Source organism: Amycolatopsis sp. MtRt-6 (assembly GCF_017308975.1).
Taxonomy (GTDB): domain Bacteria; phylum Actinomycetota; class Actinomycetes; order Mycobacteriales; family Pseudonocardiaceae; genus Amycolatopsis.
Genome location: NZ_JADWPD010000001.1, coordinates 138282 through 157603 on the forward strand (window position 1 = coordinate 138282; position 19322 = coordinate 157603).

At 70.4% G+C, this 19322-nt stretch carries 19 protein-coding genes; 4 read left to right on the plus strand and 15 right to left on the minus strand.

The window, feature by feature from the left end; genetic code table 11:
• Positions 1 to 28 precede the first annotated feature (28 nt).
• Both I4Q55_RS00750 and I4Q55_RS00755 read right to left on the minus strand, forming a co-directional pair.
• The gene (locus I4Q55_RS00750; protein WP_206784052.1) at positions 29 to 733 is read right to left on the minus strand and encodes a hypothetical protein; all 705 of its coding nucleotides are present in this window, start codon (positions 731 to 733) and stop codon (positions 29 to 31) included.
• Positions 730 to 1239, minus strand: a complete 510-nt coding sequence (locus I4Q55_RS00755; protein WP_206784053.1) for a SigE family RNA polymerase sigma factor — start codon at positions 1237 to 1239, stop codon at positions 730 to 732. Before I4Q55_RS00755 ends, I4Q55_RS00750 begins: the two co-directional genes overlap by 4 nt.
• Positions 1240 to 1380: 141 nt before the next feature.
• Between I4Q55_RS00755 and I4Q55_RS00760 the strand changes: the two genes are divergently transcribed.
• Positions 1381 to 1926: a hypothetical protein gene (locus I4Q55_RS00760; protein ID WP_206784054.1), complete on the plus strand. Its 546-nt coding sequence runs from the start codon at positions 1381 to 1383 to the stop codon at positions 1924 to 1926.
• A gap of 159 nt (positions 1927 to 2085) precedes the next feature.
• Here I4Q55_RS00760 and I4Q55_RS00765 read toward each other — a convergent pair whose 3' ends face one another.
• The 4 genes from I4Q55_RS00765 to I4Q55_RS00780 are packed head-to-tail and all read right to left on the minus strand — an operon-like array spanning position 2086 to position 6014.
• Positions 2086 to 2712, minus strand: a complete 627-nt coding sequence (locus I4Q55_RS00765; protein ID WP_206784055.1) for a DapH/DapD/GlmU-related protein — start codon at positions 2710 to 2712, stop codon at positions 2086 to 2088.
• On the minus strand, positions 2699 to 3895 hold the full coding sequence (locus I4Q55_RS00770; protein WP_206784514.1) for a glycosyltransferase family 4 protein: 1197 nt from the start codon (positions 3893 to 3895) through the stop codon (positions 2699 to 2701). The genes I4Q55_RS00765 and I4Q55_RS00770 overlap by 14 nt, the downstream gene beginning before the upstream one ends.
• Before the next feature lie 32 nt (positions 3896 to 3927).
• Positions 3928 to 4857, minus strand: a complete 930-nt coding sequence (locus tag I4Q55_RS00775; RefSeq protein WP_206784056.1) for an NAD-dependent epimerase/dehydratase family protein — start codon at positions 4855 to 4857, stop codon at positions 3928 to 3930.
• A gap of 23 nt (positions 4858 to 4880) precedes the next feature.
• A complete protein-coding gene (locus I4Q55_RS00780) occupies positions 4881 to 6014 on the minus strand; it encodes a DegT/DnrJ/EryC1/StrS aminotransferase family protein (protein WP_206784057.1) in 1134 nt (377 codons plus the stop codon).
• Positions 6015 to 6140: 126 nt separating this feature from the next.
• On the opposite strand from I4Q55_RS00780, the gene I4Q55_RS00785 reads away from it, so the two are divergent.
• The gene (locus I4Q55_RS00785; protein ID WP_206784058.1) at positions 6141 to 9227 is read left to right on the plus strand and encodes a BTAD domain-containing putative transcriptional regulator; all 3087 of its coding nucleotides are present in this window, start codon (positions 6141 to 6143) and stop codon (positions 9225 to 9227) included.
• Here I4Q55_RS00785 and I4Q55_RS00790 read toward each other — a convergent pair.
• Together I4Q55_RS00790 and I4Q55_RS00795 are read right to left on the minus strand one after the other, a co-directional pair.
• Positions 9208 to 9693, minus strand: coding sequence for a nuclear transport factor 2 family protein (locus I4Q55_RS00790; RefSeq protein ID WP_206784059.1), 486 nt, complete (start codon positions 9691 to 9693; stop codon positions 9208 to 9210). The two genes, I4Q55_RS00785 and I4Q55_RS00790, sit on opposite strands and share 20 nt — an antisense overlap.
• Positions 9690 to 10298: a TetR/AcrR family transcriptional regulator gene (locus tag I4Q55_RS00795; RefSeq protein ID WP_206784060.1), complete on the minus strand. Its 609-nt coding sequence runs from the start codon at positions 10296 to 10298 to the stop codon at positions 9690 to 9692. The genes I4Q55_RS00790 and I4Q55_RS00795 overlap by 4 nt, the downstream gene beginning before the upstream one ends.
• A 79-nt stretch (positions 10299 to 10377) precedes the next feature.
• On the opposite strand from I4Q55_RS00795, the gene lhgO reads away from it, so the two are divergent.
• A complete protein-coding gene (gene lhgO / locus I4Q55_RS00800; RefSeq protein ID WP_206784061.1) occupies positions 10378 to 11565 on the plus strand; it encodes an L-2-hydroxyglutarate oxidase in 1188 nt (395 codons plus the stop codon).
• Here lhgO and I4Q55_RS00805 read toward each other — a convergent pair.
• Both I4Q55_RS00805 and serS read right to left on the minus strand, forming a co-directional pair.
• Positions 11562 to 12563 carry a DUF3558 family protein gene (locus I4Q55_RS00805; protein WP_206784062.1) on the minus strand — a complete coding sequence of 334 codons (1002 nt, stop codon included), beginning with the start codon at positions 12561 to 12563 and terminating at the stop codon, positions 11562 to 11564. The two genes, lhgO and I4Q55_RS00805, sit on opposite strands and share 4 nt — an antisense overlap.
• Positions 12564 to 12629: 66 nt before the next feature.
• Positions 12630 to 13889: a serine--tRNA ligase gene (gene serS, locus I4Q55_RS00810; RefSeq protein WP_206784063.1), complete on the minus strand. Its 1260-nt coding sequence runs from the start codon at positions 13887 to 13889 to the stop codon at positions 12630 to 12632.
• A gap of 118 nt (positions 13890 to 14007) precedes the next feature.
• Here serS and I4Q55_RS00815 point away from each other — a divergent pair, with 118 nt between their 5' ends.
• Positions 14008 to 15300: an aspartate aminotransferase family protein gene (locus I4Q55_RS00815; protein WP_206784064.1), complete on the plus strand. Its 1293-nt coding sequence runs from the start codon at positions 14008 to 14010 to the stop codon at positions 15298 to 15300.
• 252 nt (positions 15301 to 15552) lie between these two features.
• Here I4Q55_RS00815 and I4Q55_RS00820 read toward each other — a convergent pair whose 3' ends face one another.
• From I4Q55_RS00820 to I4Q55_RS00840, 5 genes are all read right to left on the minus strand, one after another.
• Positions 15553 to 16011: a DUF5980 family protein gene (locus tag I4Q55_RS00820; protein WP_242545156.1), complete on the minus strand. Its 459-nt coding sequence runs from the start codon at positions 16009 to 16011 to the stop codon at positions 15553 to 15555.
• 110 nt (positions 16012 to 16121) lie between these two features.
• Positions 16122 to 17027, minus strand: a complete 906-nt coding sequence (locus I4Q55_RS00825; protein ID WP_206784066.1) for a haloalkane dehalogenase — start codon at positions 17025 to 17027, stop codon at positions 16122 to 16124.
• A 23-nt stretch (positions 17028 to 17050) separates the two neighbouring features.
• A complete protein-coding gene (locus I4Q55_RS00830) occupies positions 17051 to 17503 on the minus strand; it encodes a DUF350 domain-containing protein (RefSeq protein ID WP_091305217.1) in 453 nt (150 codons plus the stop codon).
• Between the two features lie 37 nt (positions 17504 to 17540).
• A complete protein-coding gene (locus I4Q55_RS00835; RefSeq protein WP_206784067.1) occupies positions 17541 to 18707 on the minus strand; it encodes a glutathionylspermidine synthase family protein in 1167 nt (388 codons plus the stop codon).
• Positions 18708 to 19307, minus strand: coding sequence for a hypothetical protein (locus I4Q55_RS00840; protein ID WP_242545093.1), 600 nt, complete (start codon positions 19305 to 19307; stop codon positions 18708 to 18710). It abuts the gene before it with no gap.
• Positions 19308 to 19322: the final 15 nt, after the last annotated feature.

Consider the following 19322-nt stretch of genomic DNA (forward strand, 5'->3'; position numbering starts at 1 on the left):
ACGCCCGCTTCGGGTGGGCGGGTACCGCCTACTTGGTGAGCCGCTTGCCGTCGGCGTCGTAGGCGGTCAGCGGGCTCAGGACGGCGGAGTTGGGGACGACGTCCGGGTGGAACCAGAAGATGACCACGTTCGGGTCCGCGGTCCACCGGGCCAGCTGCGCCTCGACGGTCCGGCCGTGGACCGTGGACGTGATCCTCGCCGCCGGGCCCGCGAAGTAGCCGAAGACCGGGATGACCTGGTTTTGGACCACCTCGCCGCCGTCGGTGGCGTGGAAGCCGAACGAGCGGTCGGAGCCGCGGTACTCGTTCGTCGCCAGGACCGGCCGCAGCGACGTCCCGGACCGGAAGCCGGCCACCAGGCCGAAGCTGACCCCCGGCACCTCCGGCACGTCGACGGCCCGCGCGTAGATCACGACCTCCCCGGCGGGATTCCGGATCCCGGTGCCGACGACGTCGCCGATCGGCTGCTCGGTGGCCGGCGCCGGGGACGTCGTGGAGAGCACCGGTGACGGCGGCTGCGCGACCGGCGCCGGCGCGGGCTGCCGCAGCTGGACGGCGAACACCACGACGAGCACGACGGCGGCCGCGGCGGCGACCCCGGCGGTGCCGGTCAGCACGCGGCGGCGACGGCGCAGGCGCGCGCCACCGGCCATGATCTTGGCCAGGTCGGGTTCGGCGAAGGGCTCGTCCGGCGGCTGCCGGAGCGCGGCGCGGAAGTCTTCGAGATCGTTCACCGCCCGCTCCTCCCGATCAGCGTGTCTTCCGGGTCCGCCTCGACCCGCAGCTTGGCCAGCGCCCGCGAGTTCGTGCTCTTCACGGTACCCAGTGAAACGCCGAGCTCACGGGCCACGTCGGCTTCCGGCAGGTCGAAGAAGTGGCGCAGCACGACGACGGCGCGTTCGCGGTCGGTCAGCGTCTTCAGCACCGCCGTGAGCCAGGCCCGCTGGGTGACGGCCTTGTCGACGTCGAGGCGGTCCTGCTGCTCGGGCATGGTTTCGGTGGCGTACTCGCGGATGGGGCGTCGCCAGCCGTCGATGACGTGGTTCATCAGGACCGTGCGGGCGTAGCCGTAGGCGTCCTTGTGCCGGACCCGCGACCAGGCGGCGTAGGTGCGCGTGAAGGCGGTCTGGGCGGCGTCCTCGGCCTGGTGGCGGTCGCCGGTGAGCAGGAACGCGGCGTGCGTGAGCCGGCCCGAAGACGCGCGGACGAACTCCGCGAATTCCTCGTCGCCGCGCGCCATGCGTCACCTCGTTTCGTCGTTCCCAGCGACGGCCGAAAGCCCGGAAGGTTGCTTCTCAACCTTTTCGAGGTTACGCGCGTACTGGGGAATGGACGATCTTGCTCCCCGGCCACGCCGGGGAGCCGACTGAGGGAGAAAGCCATGAGCAAGCGCATTCTGGCGGCGGCCACGGCGGCCGCCGCGATGCTGCTGACCGCCGTCCCGGCCACGGCCGTCGCGGCCCCGGTGTCCGCCGTCGCCACGTCCCCGGTGCTGGGCGACGTCATCCCGTCGGGCTTCGGCGACGTGGTGTTCTACGGCGTGCCGGTGCGGATCCCGCAGCTCCCGGAGACGACGTTCGGCATCATGGCCGGCGCCCGCGACGCGGCGGGCGGCCTGACGAATTTGGTGGCGACGAACGAGACGTCGGGCTCGGACAAGGCCCCGGGCTTCCACGCGGTGTCCGGCGGCATGACCGTCAACGGCCACGAGGTCCCGTCGTTCGGTTACTACTACGGCCCGGCGGCGAAGATCACCGGCCGCATCTGGGGCACGACGGGCGTGGCGCACCAGGCTCGCTGGAGCGAGGACCCGAACGTGGTGGTGTTCTGGTTCGACCCGGGCGTGGCGGACCCGGAGAACCTCCAGGCCTTCGACGCGGCGGGCACGGAGCTGCCGGCGGGCGACACGGGTGTCGGGCACGGCTGAAACGTTGCGTAACCGATATCTCGCGCTGGGTCACTGAGTACTAGATTGTGTGCTGCGCGCGGATCGTGCGGTTCCGTGCGGAGGACTTCGCCGCCGGGAGGACCGGGCGGTTTCACGACGGCGGCGCCGGCGTTCGGCGCCGGTGCCGCCGTCATCCACTTACTCGGAGAAGTCGCCCGACGGCGCGCCCCAGCCCGAGGCATCTCCGCCGCGTTCCTCCGCGATCTCCCGCCGGCGCGCGTTCTCCGCCCGCACCCGGTCCACTTCGGACTGGATGTACTCCTCGTCGTACCGCTGGAACACCCGGGCCGGGTTACCCGCCACCAGCGTCCGCGGTGGGACGTCCTTCGCCACCACCGAGTTCGGCTGGACCGTGGCGAAGTCGCCGATCGTCACGCCGGCCATGATCACCACCAGGCCGCCGATGAAGCAGCCCTTGCCGATCTTCACCGGCTTGCGCTCGATCAGGTCGCTGCCCGAGTGGTTCTGCAGCGTCATGTTCGCCAGCCAGCTCGAATGCGTGAAGATCAGCGTGTTCAAGCCGATGCTGGTGTGCTCGCCGATCTCCAGGCCGCCGCTGGCGTCCAGGGCCGCTCCTTCGCCCACCCAGCAGTGGTCGCCCATCTTCAGGTTCTCGGGGCTGATGATCTTCACGCGCTCGCGCACGCGGCACGTCGAGGGCAAGCCGTAAAAAGCAGCTCGCTCGGCGTCGTTCATGTACTGCGAGACCAGCTCGGTCAGGATCTGCGGGCGCAGCCGGTGGCTGCGCTCGTCATCGAAGAACATCGGCTTCCGACACCAGCTTCTCGAAGGTCCTGAGGTGCTCTTCCGCGACGACGTCGAGGCCGAAGTTCGACCGCACCAGCTCGCTTTCGCGCTGGGCGATCAGCGCACGCCGCGACGGGTCGTCGAGCAGCTCGATCACCGTGCGGGCCACGGCTTCCGCGTCGTCCGGCCGCACCAGCAGCACGTTCTCGCCGTTGCGCAGCTCGATGCCCGGGTAGTTGTCCTCGGTCACCGAGGCGATCGTCGCCGTGCCCGACAGCATCGCCTCGAGGGACGCCGTGCCGCAGCCGCCGTTGAGGTCGTGCGTGACGATGTCCGCTGCCGCGAAGTACGCCGGGACATCCTCCTTCGGCACCGCGCCCGTGACGATCAGCGCGTCCGACACCCCCAGCTCGGCAGCCCGCTTCAGGAACGCGTCGTGGTACACGCGGCCGACGACGACCACGCGCACGCCGGGGTGCTTGTCCAAAATGGACGGCAGGGCCTCGATCAGCGGCAGCCGGTTGCGCAGCGGGATGACGTGGCCCAGCGACACGATCAGCGGTGCGTCGCCGATCCCGTGCTCCGCGCGGACGTCCTTCGTCACCGGCTTCGCGAAGTGCCCGGTGTCGACGGCGATCGGGAAGTACTCCGAGTTCGCGTCGCTCGTGCCGTAGCGGTCGACGCAGTAGTCGACGCCGAGCTTGTCGAGGATGACGTACCGCGGCTTCAGGTACGCCAGGATCGGCCGCACCAGCACCGCGTCGAGCAGCCGGAACACGCCGCCGTACAGCTTGTTGTCGCTGATCAGCAGGGTGTGGATGGTCAGCAGCGTCGGGACGCCGTGCCGCCGCGCCCAGATCCCGGCCAGCCAGGACAGGTCGAAGAACTGGCCGTGCAGATGAATCGCGTCCGGCTTGAACTCGTCCAGCAGCTTCCACAGCCGCCGCCAGTTGCCCGGCCGCAGCGACGCGAAGCTCATGTCGAAGTCGATCGACAGGCCGATCTGCGGCATCTTCACCGCCGGGAGCCGCACGACGCAGTAGCCGTCGCGCTCCTCCTCGGCCGGGGCGTCGGCGTACGCGGCCGTGATCGCGAGGACCTCGTGCCCGGCCGCGGCGAACTGACCCGCCAGCGACGCCGCCATGTGCGCGCTGCCGCCCACGCGGGGCGGAAAGAAGTTGTTCACCACCGCGATGCGCAGCGCACGTCCTTGGGCGGGCCCGGCGGTGGTACTCACTCGGTTTCCTTGACCAGATCCCGCATGCCGTCTTCGACGGTGATCCGCGGCTCCCAGCCCAGCACGTCCCGCGCCCGGCTGATGTCGGCGGCGCGCCGCGAGACCAGCACGTCACGCTCGTTGAACAGCGGCTCGACGTCGACGCCGACGGCCTCGATGAGGATCTTCGCCAGCGCCGCGATCGACGTGTCGATGCCGGTGCCGATGTTGATCGGCACGTTCGCCTTCTCCGACTCCAGCGCCGCGACGACGGCGTGCGCCAGGTCGGTGACGTGCACGAAGTCCATCGACTGGTCGCCGCGGCCGTCGATGATCGGCGGCTGGCCGTTGCGCAGGCGCTGGATGAAGTGGTTGATCACCGAGGTGTAGTACGCCTCGATCTTCTGGCCCGGGCCGTACACGTTGAAGAACCGCAGCGCGTTCCAGGACAGGCCCTTCTGGCGCTCGTAGAAGCCGAGCAGGTCCTCACCGGCGCGCTTCGAGATGCAGTACGGCGTGAGCGGGCGCAGCTCGTCGTCCTCGTGCATCGGCAGCCGCTTCGGGTCGCCGTAGACCGACGCCGTCGAGGCGAACACCAGCCGCTCGACGCCCTCGTCCGCGGCCGCCGCGAAGACGTTGTGGTTGCCGATCATGTTGATGTCGATCGACTCGTGCGGGTCGGCGATCGACTTGTTGATCGACACCGTGGCGAAGTGGATGACGTGCGTGCAGCCGCGCATCGCCTCGCGCACCGCGCCGCCGTACCGGACGTCCTTCTCGACCAGCTCGACCTTGCCGGTGGCCACGAACTCGTTGACGCGGGCGCGGTCGCCGCGGGTCATGTTGTCGAAGATCCGGACCGTGTAGCCGCCCTCGATGAGGAGCGGGATGACGTGCGCGGCGATGAAGCCACCGCCCCCGGTGAAGAGCACCTTCTTGTCGGACACCAATTTCTCCTCGGTCGGCGGCTTCAGGACAGGGACTGCACGGCTTCGCGCACGACCTCGGCGACGCGCGTGACCTCGGCGTCGGTGAGGTTGGCGTGCATCGGGACGGCGAGCTGACGCGCGAACGCGTCGGCCGAGACGGGCAGCGGGGCCTGAGGCCCGTAGATCGGCTGCAGGTGCGACGCGTAGGTGCCGAAGTTGCACTGGACGCCCTGGGCGCGGATGCGCAGGGCGAGCGTGTCGCGGCTGACCTCGGGCGCGACCGTGAGCAGGTAGGCCTGCCACGGGTGCTCGCGGTCGGGCAGCTCCACCGGCACGGTCAGCGCGTCGACGTCGGCGAACGCCTCGTGGTAGCGCTTCGCGACCGAGCGGCGGGCGGCGAGGAGGTCGGGCAGGCGGTCGAGCTGGACGTTCATGATCGCAGCCTGGACGTCCGACAGCCGGAAGTTGTAGCCGAGCTCGTGGAACTCCGGGATGGGCAGCGTGTCCGAGCCTTCGCGGCTGATGGCCGGCTCGATGCCGTAGGTGTGCAGCTTGCGGGCGCGGGCGATGAGGTCTTCGCGGTCGGAGACCAGCGCGCCGCCTTCGCCCGCGGTGATGCCCTTGCGGCCGTGGAAGGAGAACGCGGCGAGGTCGGCGAGGCTGCCGGCCGGGCGCGTCTTGTACGTCGCGCCCGCGGCGCAGGCGGCGTCCTCGAAGAGCCAGAGGCCGTGCTTGTCGGCGATCGCGCGGTACTCGTCGAAGTCACCGGGCTGGCCGGCGACGTCGACGGCGAGGATGCCGACCGTCTTCGGCGTGATCAGGGCTTCGACGTGCGCCGGGTCCGCACTGAAGACGTCCGGGCGGATGTCGGCGAACACCGGCTTCGCGCCGGCCTGCACGACGGCGTGGCCGGTCGCCGGAAACGTGTAGTCGCCGACGATCACCTCGTCGCCCGGCCGGACGCCGAGGACCTTGAGGCCGAGGAAGAGCGCCGAGCCGCAGTTCGCGGTCGTCAGCGCGTGCGCCGTGCCGGTGACCTGGGCGAACCGTTCCTCGAAGCGACGGCACGCCGGCCCCGCCCCGGCCAGCCAGCCGGACCGGAACACTTCGGCGACGGCCGCGAGCTCCTCTTCGCCGACGGTCGGCTGACCGAGGGCAATGCTGTCGGACGACATACCTCTCCCATTGCGTGGGGACCCGGCGAAGTGTATAGACGCACGCTCAGCTGATTCACAGGACCACGCCGAACTCCCCTGTGGAATGACACTTCACCCAGGTCGGGGACGTCTTAGGCTGGGCCCATGCGATTCGGGGTGCTGGGGGCCGTTGCCGCGTGGCGCCCCGACGGCACGCAGGTGGCGGTGGGCGGCCCGCGGTCGCGGACGTTGCTGGCGCTGCTCGCGCTCGAAGCGGGGCGGTTCGTGCCCGCCGAACGGCTGATCGACGGCATGTACGGCGAGTACCCGCCGGCCGGCGCCGCGAACGCCCTCCAGTCGCAGGTGTCCCGGTTGCGGACCGCGCTGAAGGACCTCGCCCCGGTCGAATTCACCGCGGCCGGGTACCGGCTGGCCGTCCCACCGGACGAAGTGGACGTCCACAGCTTCGGACGGCTCACCCGCGAAGGCCGCACACTGCTGAAGGACGGCGAGCACGCGCGGGCCGCGGAAGTGCTGGGCGACGCGCTGGCGTTGTGGCGCGGGCCCGCGTTCACCGACCTGGCGGACGCGCCGTTCGCCGCCGCGCAGGTCACGCGGCTCGACGAGCTGCGCGCGGCCGCCGTGGCCGACCACGTCGAGGCCCGGCTGGCACTCGGGCAGGCCGAAGACGTCCTCGCCGGCCTGCGGGAGACCGTCGCCGCGCAGCCGCTGCGCGAACGGCCGCGCGCGCAGCTGGTCCGGGCGCTGGCCGCCGCGGGACGGCCGGCCGACGCGCTCGCCGCGTTCGAGGACGCCCGCCGCACGCTGGCCGGCGAGCTGGGCGCCGACCCCGGCCCGGAACTCGCCGAAGCCCACCTCGCGGTGCTTCGCGGCGAAACCGAGAAGCCGGTGCTCCCGGCGTTGCCCGCGCAGCTGACGAGCTTCGTCGGCCGGGACGCCGAGCTGCGGCAGGTCGCGGAGCTGCTCACGCGCGCCCGGCTCGTGACGCTGACCGGGCCGGGCGGCACCGGCAAGACCCGGCTGGCCGTCGAGGTCGCCGCGGCCCAGCCCGGGCCGGTCGCGTTCGCCGAGCTCGCCCCGCACGGCGGCGCCGACGTCGCGAGTGCGGTGCTGGCCGCGCTCGGCCTGCGCGAAAGCTCCCGCGGCGGCCCGCAGGACCCGGTCGAGCGGCTGGTCTCGGCGTTACGCGACCGCCCGGTGCTGCTGGTGCTCGACAACTGCGAGCACGTCGTCGACGTGACGGCCCGGCTGGCCGCGCGCCTGCTCGCCGCGTGCCCGGGGCTGCGGGTGCTGGCCACCAGCCGCGAGCCGCTCGGCATCACCGGCGAGCAGCTGGCGCCGGTGCCGCGGCTGGCCGTCCCGCCGCCGGGGACCTCCGCCGCGCAGGCTCACGAGTTCGCGGCGGTCCGGCTGTTCGCCGAACGCGCGGCCGCGAGTTTTCCGGCGTTCGCGCTCGACGAGTCGACGATCGGCGACGTCCAGCACGTCTGCGCGGCCCTCGACGGGCTGCCGCTGGCCCTGGAGCTGGCCGCGGCCCGCGTCCGGACCCTGCGGCTCGGCGAGATCGCGGCCCGGCTCGACGACCGGTTCCGGCTGCTGGCCCGCGGCAGCCGGACGGCCGAGGCCCGGCACCGCTCGCTGCGCGGGGTCGTCGAGTGGAGCTGGGACCTGCTGACCGGCGAAGAGCGTTCGCTGGCCAGACGACTCGCGGTGTTCTCCGGTGGCGCGACCGCGGCGGCCGCCGCCGAGGTGTGCGGCGCGGACGTCGACCTGCTGCCGGACCTGGCCGACAAGTCCCTGGTCGAGGCCGTCGGCGGCCGGTTCCGGATGCTGGAGACGATCCGCGCGTTCGGCGGCGAGAAGCTCACCGAGGCGGGTGAGGCGGAGCGGGTCCACCGCGCGCACGCCGAGTACTTCCTGCGGTTCGCGGCGGAAGCGGACCCGATGCTGCGGACCGCCGAGCAGCTCGACTGGCTGGCGCGGCTCGACGCCGACTACGACAACATCCTGGCGGCCCTGCGCTGGTCGACCGAGCACGACGTCACGCTCGCCCTGCGGCTGGTGCCGCTGCTGGCGATGTACTGGTGGATGCGCGGGCGGCGGTTCGAGGGCGCCGGGTTGTCGCTGGCCGTGGTCTCGCGGTGCTCGCCGGAGGTGCGCGAGGAGTACGTCGAGGAGTTCCTGGTGTGCGTGCTCGGCGCGCTGGCCGGGCCGCCGCACGAGTCGCTGGAGCAGTACCTGCCGCTGGTCCGCCGGTACGCGACGACGGAGGACTGGACGCCCCGGAACCCGATGCTGGTGATGCTGCTCGGGGTGGTGGCCGGTCCCCCCGGCGACGACGCCGAGCTGCTCGGCCGCGGCCTCCTGGCGGCCGGCGACGCGTGGGGCTGGGCGCTGCTGCCGATGGGCATGGGCCTGCGGGCGATGATGTCGGGCGACCTGGCGAGCGCGGAGGAAGGGCTTCGCGAGGGTGCGGCCCAGTTCCGCGCGCTGGGCGAGCGGTGGGGCCTGTCGACGGCGCTGGACCACCTGTCCCAACTGCTGACCTGGCGCGGCGAGTACGCGGCCGCGTTGCCGGTGATGGACGAGGCGCTGGGCCTGATGCACGAGATCGGCGCCACCGACGACGAGGCCGACCTGATCTGCCGCCGCGCGTGGACGCACCTGCTGGCGGGAGACCACGCGCGGGCGCGCGCGGACTACGAGCTGGCCGCGGCCACGGCGGGCCGGTCGGGGATGCCCGAATCCCGCGCGGCGGCGTACGTCGGGTTGGCGAACCTGGCCCGGCTGTCGGGGGATCTGGCGGCGGCCCGATCGCTGTGCGAGCGCGCGCTGGCGGAGTGCGCGGGCGGCTCGTTCGCGGCGGAGTCGGTCCGCGCGACGGCGTCGATCTCGCTGGGCCGGCTGGCATTGGCGGAGGGCGACCGGTCCTCGGCCGTCTCGTTGCACCGCTCGGCGTTGCTGATCGGACGGCAGTGGAACGCGGGCGACGTGGTGGCGTTCGCCCTGGAGGGCTTGGCAGGCGCGGCCGAGCCACCGCACGCGGCGGTGCTCCTGGGTGCCGCGGCGGCGGTGCGCGGGACGGCGATCAGCGGAGATCCGGACGTCGCCGCGGTGCGGAGGCGGCTGGTGGAGTCGCTCGGGGTGGCCGGGTTCGAGCAGGCCTACCGGACAGGGCTGGGAACGAGTGCGCAGAAGGCACTGGAGGACCTCACCCAGCTCGCCCGCTGACGAGCGGGACCGCTCGCCGGTCGCCGGACCGCACCATCGCCAGCAGCGGCTTCACCAGCACGCTCAGCACCCGCGCCACCACCGGCCGGCCGTTCTCGCGTGCGATGTCCGGGCCGAAGCTGTCCATCAACGCCACCAACCCCGGCAACGTCCGCACGAACAGCGTCGCCTCCTCGATCAGGCCGTCGTCGTTCAGCCGCAGCAGCGCCGCCTCCTCGATCGGCTCGCCGCCGATCCGCGCGGTGTGGACCACGACGCGGGTCCGCGCGTCGCCGGTGTCCGTGTGGAAGCCGAGGTCCGTCAGGTGCCGGAACGCCACCTCGATCAACGGCCGCAGCTCGGCGTGGCCGGTGAAGCGCACCCGGGACGTCAGCGGCGAATACAGCACCGCGTCCGGCGCGAACGCCGTCATCGCCAGCTCGACGTCGCGCGTTTCCATGGCCCGGCGGTAGGTTTCCGTGCTCATCGTGCCCCCTTGATCAGCGTGGCGAGCCCACGCCACAGCAGGTCGACCGTCAGCGCCACCACCTCGTCGCGAGGGATTTCGCGGTGGGCCCACCACCACGTCGCGATCGAGTTGAGGGCGCTCTTGCACGCCTCCGCCAGCACTTCGTCGGCCAGCGGACGCGGGATGCCGGACGTCAGGCCGAGCGGCACCCCGTGGAACAGCGACGTCAGGTTGGCCGTCGCGCGGGCCTGGCCGCGGCGGTGCACGGCCGCGACCGCCGGGTCCGACGGGGCCTCGGCGAAGATCATCCGCCAGCCGCGCTCGTGCGCTTCGATCCACGCGAAGATCGCCGACACACGGCTGCGGAGCAGCACTTCCGGATCGTCCGACGCCGGCAGCGCCGCCCAGCCGGCCAGCAGTCCGTCCACTTCGGACTCCAGCAGGGCCGCGTACAGCTGCGCCTTGGCCGGGAAGTGGTCGTACAGCACCGGTGTGCTGATCCCGGCGGCCGCCGCGACCTCGCGCATCCCGGCCGCGTCGTAGCCCGCCGACGCGAACACCTCGCCGGCCGCCGCGAGGATTCGCTCGCGGCGCGCTTCCCGTGTCAACCGCTTACCTGACATCGGTTAGGTACCGTACCTGACAGGCGTTAGGTAACGCCAGGGAACATCACCTGCGAAGACTCGCGTAGCCTGATCGACCGTGCGCAACGTCGTAGTCGTCGGGGGCGGGATCGTCGGTCTGGCCGTGGCCTGGGAGCTGACCAGGCGCGGGCTGGACGTCACCGTCCTGGAGAAGGAATCCCGCTGGGCGGCACACCAGACGGGGCACAACTCCAACGTCGTGCACGCCGGGCTCTACTACAAGCCCGGCTCCTTCAAGGCGCGGATGTCCGTCGCCGGCAATCGGTCCATCGTGGACTTCGCGCGGCAGTACGGCGTGCCCGTCGAGGTGTGCGGGAAGCTCGTCGTCGCCACCCGGGAGAGTGAAATTCCCGCCCTCGACACGCTCGCCGAACGCGCCGAGGCCAACGGCGTCCCGGCCAAGCGGATCTCGCCCGCCGAAGCACGCGAGTACGAGCCCGAAGTCGCCTGCGTGGCCGCCTTGCGCGTCGAATCCACCGGGGTCATCGACTTCCCCGCCGTCTGCCACACGCTCGTCCGGCTGCTCGACGAAGCCGGCGTCGACCTTCGCCTGGACTCGCCCGCGCTGGCCATCCGGGCCGGCCGCACCGGCGGGGTCGAGGTCGCGACCGGCGACGACGTCGTCCAGGCCGACGCCCTCGTGAACTGCGCCGGTCTGCACTCCGACCGCGTCGCGCGGCTGGCGGGGCTGACGCCGTCGGCGAAGATCGTGCCGTTCCGCGGCGAGTACTACGAGCTGAAGCCGGACCGGCGGCACCTGGTCAAGGGCCTGATCTACCCGGTGCCGGACCCGACGCTGCCGTTCCTCGGCGTGCACCTCACGCGCATGCTCGACGGCAGCGTCCACGCCGGCCCGAACGCCGTGCTCGCGCTGCGCCGCGAGGGCTACCGCTGGCGCGACTTCTCCCCGAAGGACGTCGCCGAGGTCGCGGCCTTCCCCGGCGCCTGGCGGCTCGCGAAGAAGTACGCGTTCCCGACCGGGCTCGACGAGGTCCGCCGCTCGTTCTCGAAGAAGCGGTTCGCCGCGAGCCTCGCGCGGCTCGTGCCCGCCGTGACCGAGGACGACATCGTCCGCCACGGCTCCGGCGTGCGCGCCCAGGCCATGCGCCGCGACGGCTCGCTCGTCGACGACTTCCTCATCGAGACCACACGCGACCAGGTGCACGTCCTGAACGCGCCGTCGCCGGCCGCGACGAGCGCGCTGGAGATCGCGCGCCACATCGCCGACCAGGTCTCCGAGGGCTAGCCCGGCAGGTTCGCGGTCACCAGCGGCAGCCCCTGCTTCACGACGTCGCAGGTCTTCGTGTCGTCGCCGATGAAGCCGCTGACCACCCGAACCGACGACGTCTCGGTGATCGCCAGGGTCGCGCCGCAGGTCACCCGCAGGCCGCTCATGTTCGGGAACAGGCCCCACTTCTTGCCGCCGACGTCGACGGTTTCGGTCGGCGTGACGTCCTTCACCCCCGGCCACTCCCCGACCGGCGTGCTCGGACCGAGCCAGACCTCGAACGCCTTCTGGCCCTCGTCGCCGTCGGTGTCGTCCCACAGGCAGTAGGACGCGTTCGGCACCGTGGACGAGTTGTCCTTCTTCCCGTCCGGCGAGATGTTCGTCAGCTGCGCCACCTGGTCCGGCTTCAGCATCGCGCACGGGTCGGCCGACAGCAGCGGGCCGCCCGGCTCGGGCTTCGCCGAGGTCGACGGCGTGACCGGCGGGGCGTCCTGCCCGCCCGGCAGGTGGGCCGCGACCTGCGGGATCGCCAGCTTCGCCAGGTCACAGGACTTGTCGAGCTTGCTGGTCGAGACGCTGACGAAGGCGAAGGACTTGGAGCCGAGCAGGGCGTAGAACGCGCAGTCGTCGGGCAGGATGGAGGCGTACTGCGTCCAGTTCAGCCCGCTGATCGGCTGCGGCTCGCCCTTCTTGACGGCGCCGGAGATGTACTCGTTGAAGTCCATGTCCGAGGCGATGCCGACGTTGAGGACCGCCGACGGCTCGACGTCCGGCTTCGAGGTCCACAGGCACATCGGCGGCTGGAGCCGGTCCTTGTTCTCCTTGACCGAGCGGCCCGGCGTCTCGTAGCCGAGGGCGTCGACCTGGGCCTGGTCGAGCAGGGTGCAGGCGTCGACGGCCGTGACGACCGGCCCCTGCCCGGGCACCGGCGACGCCGAGCCGCCGACCGTCACCGTGCAGCCGGTCACCACGGTCACGGCCGCCAGCGCGGCCGCGACCTGCCACTTGTTGCGCATGCGAGTCCTCCCGTTCGGCCCGGACCTTACTGGGACGAACGGAGCAGCACCGCGGATCCGCCCGATTCAGCGAGGCGTGAGGACTTCCTTGCCGCCGACGAACGGGCGCAGCGCCTCCGGCACGCGGACCGAGCCGTCCTCCTGCTGGTGGTTCTCGACGATCGCGACGATCCACCGGGTGGTGGCCAGGGTGCCGTTGAGCGTCGCGGCGATCTGCGGCTTGCCGTTCTCGTCGCGGTAGCGGATCGCCAGGCGGCGGGCCTGGAACGTCGTGCAGTTCGACGTCGAGGTCAGCTCGCGGTAGGTCTCCTGGGTCGGGATCCACGCCTCGCAGTCGAACTTGCGGTGCGCGGACGTGCCGAGGTCGCCGGTCGCGGTGTCGATGACCCGGTAGGGCACCTCGATCTTGGCGAGCATCTGCTCTTCCCACCCGAGCAGCCGCTCGTGCTCGGCCTCGGCGTCCTCCGGCTTGGCGTAGACGAACATCTCCACCTTGTCGAACTGGTGGACGCGGATGATGCCGCGGGTGTCCTTGCCGTACGAGCCGGCCTCGCGGCGGTAGCAGGACGACCAGCCCGCGTAGCGCTTCGCTTCGGTGAGGTCGAGGATCTCGTCGGAGTGGAAGCCGGCCAGCGGTACCTCCGACGTGCCGACGAGGTAGAGGTCGTCGTCTTCGAGGTGGTAGATCTCGCTCGAGTGCTGCCCGAGGAAGCCGGTGCCGGCCATGATCTCCGGGCGCACCAGCGACGGCGTGATCATCGGCGTGAAGCCGTTCTCGAGCGCCTGCGCGATCGCCATGTTCAGCAGGCCGAGCTGCAGCTGCGCGCCGACGCCGGTGAGGAAGTAGAACCGCGAGCCCGAGACCTTCGCGCCGCGTTCCATGTCGACGCCGCCGAGGGCTTCGAGCAGCTCGAGGTGGTCCTTCGGGGTGAAGCCGAGCTTGGTGGGCTCGCCGACGTGCTTGACGACGGTGTAGTCGTCCTCGCCGCCGACCGGCGCGCTCGGGTGGACGAGGTTCGGCACGGTCCGGAAGAGCGTGTCGAACTCCTCGGAGGCGATGTTCTGCTCCACCTCGGCCGCCTTGACCTGCGCGGCGAGCTCCTTGGCGGTGGCCAGCAGCTGCTGTTTTTCCTCCGGCGGCGCCTTCGGGATCTGCTTGCCCAGGAGCTTCTGCTCGTTGCGCAGCTTGTCGGCGGCCGCGATCGAAGACCGGCGCCGGGTGTCGAGGGAGAGCAGCTTGTCGACCACGCCCTCGTCTTCACCACGGGCGCGCTGCGACGCGCGCACGGCTTCCGGGTCTTCGCGCAGAGTCCTGGGGTCAATCACGGGTCAGAGGGTAGTCCGTACAGACTGTGCGTCCCTACTGGGTTATCCCGACAGTCTGATCGTTGAAGCGCAGTTCACGGCCTCCTCATACTCGCTTGAGACCCCGAGGAGGCGTTCGATGACCGATGAGCTGCTCGCCCGGCACCGCGCAGTCATGCCGTCCTGGATGTCGTTGTTGTACGAGGAGCCGATCGAGATCGTCCACGCGCACGACCGCAGGATGACGGATTCCCAGGGTCGCACGTACCTGGACTTCTTCGCGGGGGTGCTGACCAACTCGATGGGCTACGACGTCGCCGAGATCGGCGACGCGGTCCGCAAGCAGCTCGACACGGGCATCCTCCACACGTCGACGTTGTACTTGATCCGGTCCCAGGTCGAGCTGGCCGAGCGGATCGCGGCGTTGTCCGGCATCCCCGACGCCAAGGTGTTCTTCACGAACTCGGGCAGCGAGGCCAACGACACGGCGTTGATGCTGGCAACGCAGTACCGCCGCAGCAACCAGGTACTGGCGATGCGCAACTCCTACCACGGCCGCTCGTTCGGAACGGTGGCGATCACGGGCAACCGAGGCTGGTCGGCATCAGCGTTGAGCCCGGTGAAGGTCAACTACGTCCACGGCGGCTACCGGTATCGAAGCCCGTTCCGCGCCATGTCGGACGCGGACTACATCAACGCCTGCGTGGCGGACCTGGTGGACGTCCTGAACACGGCAACAGCGGGCGACGTGGCATGCCTGATAGCCGAGCCGATCCAGGGAGTGGGCGGCTTCAGCCTCCCCCCGGACGGCCTGTTCCGGGCGATGAAGGAGGTGCTGGACGAGTACGGGGTGCTCTTCATCTCGGACGAGGTCCAGACGGGCTGGGGCCGCACGGGCGAGCACTTCTGGGGCATCGAGGCCCACGGCGTGACCCCGGACATGATGACGTTCGCCAAGGGCCTCGGCAACGGCCTGGCGGTGGGCGGCGTGGTGGCGCGAGGGGACGTACTGGACTGCTTCCAGGCCCAGTCGTTCTCGACGTTCGGCGGCAACCCGGTATCGATGGCGGGAGCAACGGCGGTCCTGGACTACATCAAGGACCACGACCTGCAGGCGAACTGCGCGGCCCGAGGCGAGCAGCTGCTGTCCGGCTTGCGTGCTTTTGACAGCCCGCTGGTGGCGGAGGTCCGCGGCAAGGGCCTGATGATCGGCGTGGAGCTGATCAAGCCGGGAACAACGGAGCCCAACGTCCCGGCGGCAGCCCGGATGCTGGAGGAGACGAAGAAGCGCGGGTTGCTGATCGGCAAGGGCGGCTTGCACGGCAACGTGCTCCGGCTCGGCCCGCCGATGACCCTCACCGCCGACGAAGCCCAGGAAGGCCTGGACATCCTGGTGGATTCCCTGGCGGCAACGCACGCGGCGCTCCAGTAAAGGAGCGGAGTGGTCATCCCGTCGCCTGAGGCCGTCAAATCACTTTGAGCCGGGCTCGCAACCCACAGCGCAACGCGAGGGGACGACGCAAGCTTGCGGGCCCGGCTCAAAGTGATAGGCCTCGTTCAGGCGACGGGATGACCACCCAGCGGCCCACCTCACAAACGTGAGACGGCAGCGATAAAGGGTGGCCATCCCGGAGCCTGCCCGTCCCGGCGAGGACAATCTTTTCTGCCGCGACAGAAAGAGGATTCACCTCCGATTCATGCAGTCCACCCAGGAATCGGTGGAAACAACGATATCGGTCGGCAAGGTCTCGGTCACCGTCCCGTCCGACACCCAGATGTGTGCGTGGTACGTCGCCATCGGCACCGACGCGGGTCCTCGCACGTCGACGAACCCGTTGACTCTGATCGAGCCGTCAGGGTTGCGGAAGTTGGAGCCCGGCGGGAAGTGGTACTCGCCGGCGGTCCAGCCGGGAGGCAGGTCGCGCATCCCGAACTTGAGGTCGGTGGTCCACGCCCCGCTCACCACGAAGATGAAGTAAGAGCCATGGGTACTCCCGTCGGGACCGTGCAGAACACACATCCGGCTGGTCCGGTCGAACTGCTCCAGATGCCACGTCTGCGCAGACGCGACGGCGGATGTACCGACCAGGGACAACAGGAGCACCGAGGCGAGGACGAGCACCGATCTGCCGATCCGAAACATCACTCTCACAGAATCCCTCCTGAAACCGGCGCGAATACGTAGCGGTTCACGCTAACGACCGGATCTCAGAGCTCTCTGAGAGTCGTCGGAGTCGGTACGGCGTGCTCAGCTCAGCCTCGCACGAACCTGGCCACGTGGTCGGCCAGCTCCTCGCCCTTGTCCTCTTGCAGAAAATGCCCTGCCCCGGCGATCACCGGGTGCTCCAGCCCCTGCGCGCCCTTCATCGAGCTCTGCAGCACCGGGGCCATTCCACCCGTGATCGGGTCGCCGTCCGAAAACGCCACCAGGAACGGGATCTCCAGCTCCGTCAGCGTCTGCCACGCCGCCCGGTTCGCCTCCGATGCCGGGTCGTCCGGGCGGTACGGCACCAGTCCCGGCATCGCCCGGGGCCCCGCCTTGTACATCTCGTTCGGGAACGGCGCGTCATATGCCGCCCGGACCTCGGGAGTCAACGCGGACCGGCACCCCGCCTGGACAGACCGCCCGACGTCGAGCACCTGAGCCTTCTGGATCGCTTCCCGGAACGAATGCCACACCGCCGGCATGTCGACGTCGCCCGTCGGCAGGCCCGTGTTCGAAGCCACCACCCGCGAAAAACGCGACGGCTCCGCGGCCACCAGCCGCAGCCCGATCAAGCCGCCCCAGTCCTGGCCGACCAGCGTCACGTTCCGCAGATCCAGCGCGTCGAACGCGAAGCCGCGCATCCACTCGACGTGCCGGGCATACGAGTGGTCGGCCACGGTGCCCGGCTTGTCGGATCGGCCGAAGCCCACGAGGTCCGGTGCGATCGCGCGCAGTCCGGCGGCCGCCAGCACCGGCAGCATCTTGCGGTACAGGAACGACCAGCTCGGCTCGCCGTGCAGCAGGAGCACCACCGGGCCGTCGGCCGGGCCTGCCTCGACGTACCCCACTCTGATCCGGCCGCCGTGGGGGTCCGCCAGCTCGACGTACCGAGGGTCGTAGGAGAAGTCGGGCAGGTCCGTGAACCGGTCGTCCGGTGTCCTCAGCAGGCGCACGTCACCCACGCTAATGGGGAACGTCAGGAAATGCCGACCGCCACCACGAGACCCAGGCCGAGGTGCGCCGCCGCGACGACGATGCTCACCGGGGCGAACTTCTCGCTCTCGATGGTCGAGGCCACGTCGATGCGCGTTGCCCACTCCAGGAGCCGGACCGCGATCACCTGGACGACGATCCCGAGCAGGCCGTAGACCAGCGACGTGATCAGGCCTTCCGTGAGGTCGCTCGCCGAGTTGAAGATCGCCACCACGACGATGAACGCCATCGAGAGCATCCCGGACGCCGTCACGATCACGGCGTTCGGCAGGCCCTGCGTCACCAGCTTCGACAGCTTGCCGGGCGTGGTCCAGTCGATCGCGTAGAACCCGGCGAACATCAGCAGCAGGCCGACGACGCCGTACAGCAGGATCGCGCCGATCCCCCGCACGAGGTCGGAGCCGAACGTGTCGGACAGCGCAAGCGTCGAGGTCACGAGTTTTCTCCCAAGAGGTCAGCGATGGGGTGTTTTATCACGGCTCGACGATGCGGTGTGGGACGAATGCCGCACCGTCGTCGGTGACCAGGCCGCCGGTTTCGCGGATGCCCAGCCCGGCGGAGCTGTCGCCGACGATCCACGCGCCGAGTGCCGGCCGGTAGCCGTCGAACTCGGGCAATGGGTCGAACGCCTGGTAGACGAAGCCTTCGGCGCCGTACACGCCGTCGGTCTGGGTCTCGTAGCCCGTGGCCACGATCTGGACGTTCGCGCCCTCGCGGCCCAGCTTCGGCTTGCGGACGTACTCGGTGAGGATGCCGGGGTCGTCGGCGAACGCGGGCAGCAGGTTCGGGTGGCCCGGGTAGTTCTCCCACAGGATCGCCAGCAGCGTCTTGTTGGAGAGGATCATCTTCCACAGCGGCTCGATCCACAGCGTCCGCGGCAGCGACTCGACGGCGTGGCGGCCGAACTCCTCGTCGACCACCCACTCCCACGGGTACAGCTTCAGCACGGTCGCCATCTGCGCCTCTTCGAGGTCGACGAACCTCTTGAGCACCGGGTCCCAGCCGATCTCCTCGATCGCCAGGCCCACCGTGTCGAGGCCGGCCTCGGCCGCGGTCTCCTGCAGGTACGCCGTGGTGACGTTGTCCTCGCCGCTCGGATCGGCCGCCGACCAGGTGAAGTGCAGCTCGTTCGACGGCAGCTTGTCCTGCAGGAACGACCATCGCTCGACGAGCTTCTCGTGGATCGAGTTCCACTGGTCGTCGTCCGGGAAGACGTCGGTCTTCCAGTGCCACTGCAGCAGCGACGCCTCCAGCAGCGTGGTCGGCGTGTCCGCGTTGTACTCCAGCAGCTTCGCCGGCGACTTGCCGTCGTAGCGCAGGTCGAAGCGGCCGTAGACGTGCGGGTCCTGCCGCTTCCACGACTCGGCGATGTGCGGCCAGACCCACTCGGGGATGCCGAACCGCTGGTAGCCCTCGGTCGTCACGACGTTGTCGACGGCCTCCAGGCACATCGAGTGCAGCAGCTCGACGTCGGCCTCCAGGGAAAGGACCTCGTCCATGTCGAAGACGTAGTGCACGGACTCGTCCCAGTACGGCCGCATCCGGCCGCTGCTGTCGCGGGCCGGCGTGCCGTAGACGAGTCCCTGCTCTTCGACGATCCGCTGCCAGTCGCGCCGCGGCTCACGCCGGTCCCGATACACCTACGATCCCCCGCTCTTGCCGCTGCCGCCGGTGCTGCCGCTCTTGCCGCTGATGCCGAACCCGCCGCGCTGGACGGACTTGCCGGTCTTCGTCGTGACGTTGGCGCGGGCCGACGGCGCGTCGTACGAACCACCGGAGACGCGCTGGCCGATCACGCCGGTGCCGCCGTAGTTGTAGCGGTAACTGTTGTAGCCGCCGCCCGGGATCGGCAGGAACAGGAAGCCGCCGCTGTGGTAGCCGCCGTGGCTGGTGACGTAGCTGTCGTCGCAGTAGTCGTCGTTCTGGACGACGCCGTTCGAGTCCGTGCAGACCGCGGTGACGTTCTCGGTCTTCGCGACCGTGTAGAACGTCGCGACCAGGCCGACGAGCCCGACCGTGACACCGCTGCCGATCAGGATCTTGCGCCGGGTCGCCGCCTTGGCGTCGGCCTGGCGGGCCAGCTCCTCGTTGCGCTCCTCCTGGGCGAGCGCCTGCTGACGGGCCCGCTGCTCGGCCAGCGAAGGCTGACGAGGCTGGGTGTTCGAGTCCTGGAACCTCATCGAACCGCGCTTCGGCGGCTCGGGGGGCGGCTGGTCCCCAGTATTGTTGTCCTGCGTCATGTGCGCTCCGTAATC